The sequence below is a fragment of the Acidobacteriota bacterium genome (genome assembly GCA_016195325.1).
Taxonomy (GTDB): Bacteria; Acidobacteriota; Polarisedimenticolia; order JACPZX01; family JACPZX01; genus JACPZX01.
In genome coordinates, this window is the sequence record JACPZX010000010.1 from 1 (window position 1) to 9,687 (window position 9,687).

5 protein-coding genes are annotated in these 9,687 nt (G+C 69.2%); 4 read left to right on the forward strand and 1 reads right to left on the reverse strand.

Translation table 11 applies throughout. The features are described from left to right. Positions 1 to 227: VCBS repeat-containing protein (locus tag HY049_01740; protein ID MBI3447633.1), on the forward strand; the 227-nt coding region annotated here is incomplete at its 5' end. A 99-nt stretch (positions 228 to 326) separates the two neighbouring features. Here the strand turns inward: HY049_01740 and HY049_01745 are convergent. Next, positions 327 to 3,020, reverse strand: coding sequence for a PBP1A family penicillin-binding protein (locus HY049_01745; protein ID MBI3447634.1), 2,694 nt, complete (start codon positions 3,018 to 3,020; stop codon positions 327 to 329). A gap of 133 nt (positions 3,021 to 3,153) precedes the next feature. Between HY049_01745 and uvrB the strand changes: the two genes are divergently transcribed. The 3 genes from uvrB to HY049_01760 form a co-directional block, all read left to right on the forward strand. Further along, a complete protein-coding gene (gene uvrB, locus HY049_01750) occupies positions 3,154 to 5,154 on the forward strand; it encodes an excinuclease ABC subunit UvrB (protein ID MBI3447635.1) in 2,001 nt (666 codons plus the stop codon). Beyond that, on the forward strand, positions 5,147 to 6,949 hold the full coding sequence (gene uvrC / locus HY049_01755; GenBank protein MBI3447636.1) for an excinuclease ABC subunit UvrC: 1,803 nt from the start codon (positions 5,147 to 5,149) through the stop codon (positions 6,947 to 6,949). The genes uvrB and uvrC overlap by 8 nt, the downstream gene beginning before the upstream one ends. A gap of 95 nt (positions 6,950 to 7,044) precedes the next feature. Further along, a partial coding sequence (locus HY049_01760; GenBank protein ID MBI3447637.1) for an AAA family ATPase occupies positions 7,045 to 9,687 on the forward strand: 2,643 nt, incomplete at its 3' end.

Below are 9,687 nucleotides of genomic sequence, written 5' to 3' on the forward strand. Positions count from 1 at the left end.
ACGTGAATCGTGACGGGCTATTGGATCTTGCGGTTACGAATTTCAACTCAGGCTCGGTGACGCTGCTTCTGGGTGACGGAGCGGGCGGCATTGCGTCTCAGACGAATTTCTTCGTTGGAAATGGCCCGCGTTCTATCGTCGTGACCGACTTCAACAGGGATGGCAAACCAGATCTGGCGGTGGCACTGGCGGGCGAGAACAGAGTCGCGATCTATCTGGGCCTTTGACCCGGTTCTTCTCGTAGACGCCTGTGCACGTCCTAGCGGGTGCCGGGTCATCATGATCGTCTCAGATGGTTAGATCTTGACCGTAGGCCCCAAGAATGGTTACGGGTACCTGATCTGGACGAGCGCGGTGATTCGCCCGTCGAGGCCGACGGCCGGGTGCGTCGCGATGTCGGCCGGAATCGGCGTCAGATCGCGCGGGAAGACGAGGCCGAAGAAGGAGTCCGCGTTGCGCGGCGTCGGCCCCGCCGCCGTCGCCTCGGCCACGACCGAGCGCGCGCCCGCGAGCGCGGCGAGAGCCGGATCGTCGGGCGCGTAGATCCGGAAGGGGATCGAGAGCGGGCCGGCCGGCCCCTGGTACGTGAGCCGGCTCCCGTCGACGGCGACCTCTCCCGGCGACTCGCGGACGATGCGCTCGAGATCTTCGTCGCGCATCGCGATCGTCCCGTCGTCGGCCCAGGGGTAGCGCTGGAGGTAGTAGGGGAGGCGCGCGCGGGCGTGCGCCTGCCTCGAGCAGAGGGGCGGCGCCTGGTCCTCGCGCCGGAAGTCCTCGAGGATGATCTGCGAGCAGCCGGAGTCGACGTCGGCCTTGAGCCCCGTGCGGGCGTCGACGGCGTACGTCTCGATCCCCGGCGGACGCCGAAACGTCTCCCCCGGGTGCGCGGCGAGCCATCCCCGCATGATGTCGATCCAGATCGGCAGCGCCGCGATCGCCCCGGTCTCGTTCGGCCCGAGAGGCTCCTTGTCGTCCTTCCCGACCCACACGGCGAGGACGAGCGACGGGGAGTAGCCCACGAACCACGCGTCGGTGTTCTCGTCGGTCGTCCCGGTCTTGCCGGCGATCTCCTCGCCGAGCGCCGCCGCCTCGGTCGCGGTGCCGCGCGCGACCACTCCCTTGAGAAGCGACGTCATCAGGTACGCGATCGCCGGCTTCAGGGCGTCGCTGCCGCCGGCGGGAAGGGCCTTCACGACGGCGCCGTCGGGTGAGACGACCCGGCGGTAGAGCCGCGGCTTCACGGTCGCCCCCATGTTCGGGAAGGCGGTGTACGCCGCCGCGAGCTCGAGCACGTTCACCTCGGAGGCTCCCAGGCCGAGCGCCGGGTAGGGGCGGAGCTTCGACGTGATCCCCATGCGGCGCCCCTGCTCCACGGCGCGCTGGTAGCCGATCATGTTGAGGAGGCGGATTGTCGGGATGTTCAGCGAGTGTTCGAGCGCGTAGCGCACCGTGACCAGACCGTTGTACTCGCGGTAGTAGTTCTCGGGCTGGTAGGGGACGCCGGTCTGCGGATCCATGAAGAGCGTCGGCTCGTCGAGCAGCACGTCGGAGGCGTTCCATCCCTCCTCGAGCGCCGCGGCGTAGATGATCGGCTTGAAGGCGGAGCCGGGCTGCCGCTGCGCCTGGACCGCGCGATCGAACTGGCTGCGATCGAAGTCGAGCCCACCCACCAGCGCGCGGATCTCGCCGGTGGCCGCGTCGAGGGCGACCACCGCTCCCTGGCACAGGGGCTCCGCCGACAGCTCGAGGGCGAGCGCACCCGCGCGCTCGACGACGAGGAACGGGGCCAGATCCCCCGGCCGGAAGATCCGCGCCGGCGTCCTCGAGGTCCAGGCGACCCCTTCGGGGCCGACCTCGAACGAGCGCTTGCCGACGCGCACGAGCGCGCGCTTCTCGGCGACGTCCATGACGAGCCCCGTGACGATCGCGCCGGGCTCGATCGCGCGATCCCAGTCCGGGTGCGCGTACGCGGCGAGCGTCCCCTTCCGCTCCTTCAGGATGTTCGACGACGGGAGGCGGAAGGGGCGGCGCTTCGCGATCGCCCGCACGCCCCGATCGAGCGCCGCCTCCGAGGAGCGCTGGAGCGCGAGGTCGAGCCCCGTCTCGATCGTGAGCCCCTGGCTGTAGAGCGCGTCCTGCCCGAGGCCGGCGTCGAGATCGCGGCGGATCTCCTCGACGAAATAGGCGGCCGTCGCCTCGGCGGGCCGAGCGATTTCGGCGCCGAGCGGCTCCTTCGTCGCCGCGTCGTACGCCGGCCGATCGATGTATCCCTCGTCGAGCATCCGCGAGAGGACGTGGTTGCGGCGCCTCAGCGTGAGCGAGGCGTTCCGTATCGGCGAGATGCGCGCGGGGGTCTGGAGGATTCCGGCGAGGGTGGCCGCCTGGGCGAGCGTCAGATCCCGCGCGTGCCTCGAGAAGAAGTGCCCGGCCGCGGCCTCGACGCCGTAGTACCCGTGCCCCATGTACATCTGGTTGCAGTAGAAGGTGAAGATCTCCTCCTTCGTGTACGTGCGCTCGATCTGCATCGCCAGGACCATCTCGCGGATCTTCCGCTCGAACGTCTTGTCCGGCTTGAGGAAGAGGCGCCGGGTGAGCTGCTGCGTGAGCGTGCTCGCCCCCTCGCTGCGCCGCATCGTCACGACGTCCTTGATGACGGCGCGCGCGATCCCCCACGGGTCGACGCCGACGTGCTTGAAGAAGTTCGCGTCCTCGACGGCGACGATCGCGTTCCGCAGCACCGGCGGGATCTCGTCGTACGAGACGATCACCCGGCGCTCGACGCCGAACTGGTGGAAAGGGGTGCCGTCCGCGGCGAGGACGCGGGTGGGCGTCGGGGGTCGATAGTCCTCGAGGGCGCGCACGTCCGGAAGATCGAGGTTGATGATCCACGCGACGCCGGCCCCGAGGGCGGCGGCGACGAGGAGGAGGAGCCCGAGCGCGATCTTCAGCCGGCGGCGGCGCGATTTCTTCTTGCGGGGCACCTTCGGCGCCTTCGAGGCGCCGCCTTCCTGGCTCGGCATCGGATCCCCTGTTAGAATCTCCCGGGCGAACCCCGGAGCGCGCAAATCATAGCAGCGCTTCCACTTTTCGTCGAAAGGATCCCTTCCGATGACGTACGAACCGGAGCCCTACCGCGCGGGGGCCGGCTCGAGCCTGAGCCAGCGCTTCCGCCTCGTCGCCGCCTTCGAGCCGACGGGCGATCAGCCCCGCGCGATCGCCCAGCTCGTCGAGGGGCTCGGGGAGTCGGCCTCCCAGCAGGTGCTGCTCGGCGTGACGGGATCAGGGAAGACCTTCACGATGGCGAAGGTCGTGGCGGAGGTGAACCGCCCGACGCTCATCGTGGCGCACAACAAGACGCTGGCCGCCCAGCTCTACCAGGAGTTCCGGAACTTCTTCCCGGAGAACGCCGTCGAGTACTTCGTCTCCTACTACGACTTCTTCCAGCCCGAGGCGTACGTGCCGCGCACCGACACGTACATCGAGAAGGAGGCGATGATCAACGACGAGATCGACAAGCTGCGCCACTCGGCCACCCGCTCGTTGTTCGAGCGGCGCGACGTGATCGTCGTGGCGTCCGTCTCGTGCATCTACGGGCTCGGCTCCCCCGAGGTGTACCACGGGATGCTGCTCCTCCTCGAGACGGGAGGGACGATCCCGCGCGAGTCGATGCTCCGGAAGCTGGTCGAGATCCAGTACGAGAGGAAGATGGCCGATCTCGACCGCGGCTCGTTCCGCGTGCGCGGGGACGTCATCGAGATCTTCCCCTCCTACGAGAACCGGGCGATCCGTGTCGAGATGTGGGGGGACGAGATCGAGTCGATCTCCGCCGTCGATCCTCTCCGCGGGGTGACGCTCGAGAAGCTCCAGCGCGTCCCCATCTACCCGAACAGCCACTACGTCACGCCGCGCGAGAGGCTCCTGAAGGCGATGGAGTCGATCCGGGAAGAGCTCCGCGAGCGCGTCGCCGGACTCGAGCGCGAGGGGAAGCTCCTCGAGGCGCAGCGCCTGCGGCAGCGCACCCACTTCGATCTCGAGATGATCCAGGAGACGGGGTACTGCCACGGCATCGAGAACTACTCGCGGCATCTCACCGGGCGCGCGCCCGGCGAGGCGCCGCCGACCCTCATGGACTACCTGCCGTCGGACGCCCTCGTGATCCTCGACGAGAGCCACCAGACGGTGCCGCAGATCCGCGCCATGTACCACGGTGATCAGTCGCGCAAGAAGGTCCTCGTCGACTACGGCTTCCGGCTCCCCTCCGCCCTCGACAACCGGCCGCTCACCTTCGAGGAGTTCAACGAGCGGGTGAAGCAGGTCGTCTACGTCTCGGCGACGCCGGCGCCGTACGAGCTCGCGAGGGCGGGCGGGATCGTCGCGGAGCAGGTGATACGCCCCACCGGGCTCACCGACCCGGAGATCGTGGTGCGCCCCGTGCGGACGCAGGTGGACGATCTTCTCGGCGAGATCCGCGAGCGCGTGGCGGTGGGGGAGCGCGTGCTCGTCACGACGCTGACGAAGAAGATGGCCGAGGATCTCTGCACGTACTACCGCGAGCTCGACGTGAGGGTCGAGTACCTGCACTCGGACATCGACACGCTGGAGCGGATCCGCATTCTCCGGGATCTGCGCAAGGGCGCCTTCGACGTCCTCGTCGGCGTGAACCTCCTGCGGGAAGGGCTCGACCTCCCCGAGGTCTCCCTCGTCGCCATACTCGACGCCGACAAGGAGGGGTTCCTCAGGAGCGAGGGATCGCTCATCCAGACGTCGGGGCGGGCCGCGCGCAACGTGCGGGGACGTGTCCTCATGTACGCCGACAGGGTCACCGAGTCGATGCGGAAGGCGATCTCGGAGATGAGCCGGCGGCGCGACATCCAGGCGGCGTACAACGCCGAGCACGGGATCACCCCCGAGACGATCGTCAAGCCGATCGACGATCTTCTGAGGCGCGTCGTGGAGGCCGACTACTTCAAGCTCCCCGAGGAGCGCGCGGTCGCGGAAGGAGTGGAGACGTACGGGAGCACGGAGGAGCTCGAGGCGGAGATCGAGGCGCTGACGGCCCGCATGCTCGAGAGGGCGAAGGCGCTCGACTTCGAGGAGGCGGCCGAGCTCCGGGATCGTGTCACGTTCCTCAAGCGGCAGATCGTGTATGGATAGCCGCCTCGTCGAGAAGATCCGCTCCCTCCCCGATCACCCCGGCTGCTACATCTTCCGCGGCGCGGCGGGAGAGGCTCTCTACGTCGGCAAGGCGAAGTCGCTGAGGGATCGTGTCCGCTCGTACACGCAGTCGGCGGGATTGACGGTGAAGATCGCCCAGATGGTCGAGGAGGCGGAGGACGTCGAGATCATCCTGACCCGATCGGAGGTCGAGGCGCTCATCCTCGAGAACAACCTCGTCAAGAAGGATCAGCCCCGCTACAACACCGATCTCCGCGACGACAAGAATTTCCCGTACCTGAAGGTGACGAGCGTCGACTCGTTTCCTCGCGTCGCCCTGGTGCGTCGCGCCGGATCGGACGGCAACCGCTACTTCGGCCCGTACCTTCCGGCGAGCAACGCGCACCGCACCCTCAAGATGGTGCAGCAGTACTTCAGGGTCGCGACCTGCCACGAGCGCCTCGACGGGTCGCGCCCCCGTCCGTGCCTCTACTACCAGCTCGACCAGTGCCTGGGCCCGTGCGCGGGCCTCGCCGGCGCCGAGGAGTACGGCCGCGCGGTCCGCGACGTGGAGCTCTTCCTCGAGGGGCGCAGCCCCGCGCTCCTCGCGTCGCTCACCGGGAAGATGGAGGAGGCGAGCGCGGCGCGCACCTACGAGAAGGCGGCGCACTACCGGGATCTCATCCGCACGATCCGCGACTCGATGGAGCGCCAGCACATCGCGAGCGTCGGCCTCGAGGACCAGGACTTCTTCCACTTCCACCGCGAGGGGGCTCAGGCGATGGTGCAGCTCTTCGTGATGCGCGGCGGCCTCGTGCAGTCGCGCCGCGAGTTCAGCTTCGACGCCGTCGAGGAGGACGACGCGGCCTTCATGGCCGAGGTGCTCGAGCGCTACTACGGCCGGGGAGGCGACGTCCCCTCCGAGGTGTGCGCGGGGACGATGCCCGAAGGAGCCGGGGTCATCGAGGAGTGGCTCTCCGGCCTGCGCGGCTCGGCGGTCGAGGTGAAGGTCCCGAGGCGCGGCGTGAAGAGCCGGTTCCTCGAGATCGTCCAGCGCAACGCGCGGCTCGCCTTCGAGGCGAGGTTCCGCACCCCGCACGCGCACGGCGCGCAGGTGCTCGACGCGCTCCAGGAGGCGCTCGGCCTCCCGGAGGTTCCCTACCGCATCGACGCCTTCGACATCTCGCACATCCAGGGGGCCGAGACGGTCGCCTCGATGGTGGTCTGGGAGGGAGGGCGTCCCCGCAAGTCCGAGTACCGCCGCTTCCGGATCAAGTCGGTGAAGGGGGTGGACGATTTCGCCTCGATGTCCGAGGTGGTGACCCGGCGCTACGCGCGCGTCCTGAAGGAGGGGAAGAACCTCCCCGACCTGTGCCTCATCGACGGAGGGCTCGGGCAGCTCGAGGCGGCGCGCCGGGCCCTCGAGGCGATCGGCGTCACCGCGCTCCCTCTCGCCGCTCTCGCGAAGCGCGAGGAGCTTCTCCACGTGCCGGGGAGGCCGGAGCCGCTCAGGCTCGACCACTCCTCGCCGATCCTCCATCTCATCCAGCGCATCCGCGACGAGGCGCACCGCTTCGCGATCACGTACCACCGCACGCTGCGCTCGCGCCGCACGCTGACCTCCGATCTCACCGAGGTCCCCGGCGTCGGCGCCCGGACGGCGAAGAAACTCCTGCGCCGGTTCGGGTCGATGACGGGGGTGCGCGCCGCGACGGTCGAGGAGCTTCAAGGGGAGGTGGGGGTCCGGATCGCCCGCGCGCTCAGGCTTCACCTCGACGAGACATCCCGCCGATAAGATCTCGGCCTTCAACAGGTTGCCGCTCCCGGGGGGAGTGATATATTCCCGTTCCTGGAGCGACGGGCCTCTCCCCGGAGGGATTGCTTCTCCCCATGTCATCGCGCGATCGCGTCGTCGGAATCCACGAGCGGTATCCCTACCTCTTCGCGCCGGTGGCCGAGGAGTCCCTCGACGGTCGGGACGAGATCCAGCCGGCCCGGGGGCTCGATCGTCTCCTTCTTCTGACCGGGAACATCCTTCTCGCCTACCAGTTCCGCGAGGCGCGCGACGACGAGGAGATGAGCGCCCGCGTGAGGCAGTACCTCGCCGAGCCGTCGCGCGATCGCCTCGCCGACCTGCACCTGACCGTCGCGACGCTCCGCCCGTCGTGGCTGAGCCTGCTTCTGGGCTTTCCGGAGGCCTCCCCGGCCGGAGCGGCGCGCCCGACGCGCGACGACCTCGCGGCGGCTCTGGACGCCTATCGCCGGCTCCTCGAGGCGCGCGACAGCTCGTTCGGGGTGAACCCGGAGGTACCTGCCGACCTCTCCGGCGCGGAGGCGCGCCTCGCGCGCGCCCTGGCGTCGGGGCTCGATCTGGCCTTCCGGCGCACCGAGGAGTGCGACGGAGTCGGGCTCGAACTGGTCCGCGCCGACCTGGCGCTGAACCTCTTCCCCTTCTGCCTGGCCGACGGGGACTCGGGGCTGCTCCTCTTCGCCTCGTGCGGGTCGGGCGGGCCGGCCTACGTCTCCGCCACCGACGGGAGCGACGCCCCGCGTCCCGAGCCCGCCATCGCCTCCGCGCTCGCCGAGGTGTATCTGTCGCTCGGGCAGTACGCGCGCGCCAAGGCGGTCCTCTCGGAATTGCGCGACCGGGGCGTGATCGGGCCGGACGATCCGACGCTCCTCGCGGCGACGTACGCGCTGTACGGATTCCGCTGCTACCAGAAGGCCGACTTCGAGAAGTCGGCGCAGTGCTTCGAGCAGTCGTTGAAGCTCCGCCCCGATCTCGTCCGCTCCTATTACCAGCTCTGCCTCGCGTACACCAAGAAGGGGGAGGCGCAGGCAGCGATCGACGCGCTCCACCGCCTCGCCGATCGGTACCCGAAGCAGCGCAAGACCTACGAGCTGCTGGGCGATCTCTTCTGCGAGCAGGAGAACTTCGCGAAGGCGCTCCTGATGTACGACCGGGCGGTCAGCCTCGAGCCCGTGCCGTCGTTCATCGAGCGGAAGCGCGATCGCGTGCGCGAAAAGATCGAGGAGGTCCGGCGCGCACCGCGCGAGGCGCTGGCGCGCGCGCGGGTGAAGGGGCCGGCGAAGCTCGCGGAGTTCCTCTCCGACATGACGCGCGAGGCGGAGCTCGGCCTCTACTTCCCGATCGTGGGCCGCGACGCGGAGATCGCGGAGATCGTCGAGATCCTTTGCTGCCGCGACAAGCGGAACCCGCTCCTCGTCGGCGAGGCCGGCGTCGGCAAGAGCGCCCTTGTCGAGGAGCTGAACCTGCGCATCGCCGAGGGGCGCGTCCCCGCCGCGATCTCGATGAAGCGCGTCTACCTCATGTCGATCTCGACGATCCTGGCGGGGGCGAAGTTCCGCGGGCAGTTCGAGGAGCGCTTCCTCGATCTGATCAAGGACCTCCGCGACGAGAACTCCATCCTCTTCATCGACAACATCCAGACGGTCATCGCCTCGGGCTCGGCGCGCGGCGGCGGCCTCGACGCGGCCGCTCTCCTCAAGCCGGCGCTGGTGAAAGGGGAGATCCAGGTCGTCGGCACGACCACCTACGACGAGTACCAGGCGAACATCGAGAAGGACCCGTCCCTCACGCGCTGCTTCCAGCTCGTCAGGGTCGAGGAGCCCGATCTCGACGCCATGCGATCGATCCTGGTCGGCTCGATCCCCAGGTACGAGGCCTTCCACGGCGTGATGATCGACGCCGCGGGGCTCGCGCGCGCGCTCCCGACGATGCGCCGGGCGATGCGCGAGGGGAGCTTCCCCGATCGCGCCCTCGACATCCTCGATCGCGCGTGCGCCCGGGTGGCGCTCGGGCGGGGAGGGACGGCGCGGGGGGAGGGGGAGCCCGCGCCGAGGGTCACCGAGGACGACCTCCTCGCGGCGGTCGCCGGCATCGCCCGCGTGCCGCAGCCGCGGCTCGCCGCGTCGGCCGACACGAGGCTCCAGGAGATCGAGGCGGCGCTCAGGCTGAGGGTCGTCGGCCAGGAGGAGGCGGTCTCGGCCGTCGCGAGGCTCCTGCGCACGGCGGCGCGCGGCCTGAAGATCCACCCGCGCCGGCCGAACGGCGTCTTCCTCTTCGTCGGCCCGACGGGCGTGGGAAAGACCGAGCTCGCGCGCGCGATGGCCGAGTGGCTCTTCGGCTCCGACGAGAAGATGATCCGCATCGACATGTCCGAGTACATGGAGCGCTTCGCCTCCTCGCGCCTCATCGGATCCCCGCCGGGTTACGTCGGCTACAACGACAGCAACCAGCTCACCGATCGCGTGCGGCAGACGCCGTGCTGCCTGCTCCTCCTCGACGAGATCGAGAAGGCGGATCCGCAGATGATGCACCTGTTCCTGCAGGTCTTCGACGCGGGGCGGCTGACGGACGCGCGGGGCCGTACCGTGTCGTTCAGCGACGTCACCATCGTCATGACCAGCAACACGGGGACCGACCTCTTCGGCCGCGAGGAGATGGGTTACTCGAAGAACGACGGCGCGCGGCCGGTGACGAAGAAGGCGCTGATGCGCGAGCTGAAGCGC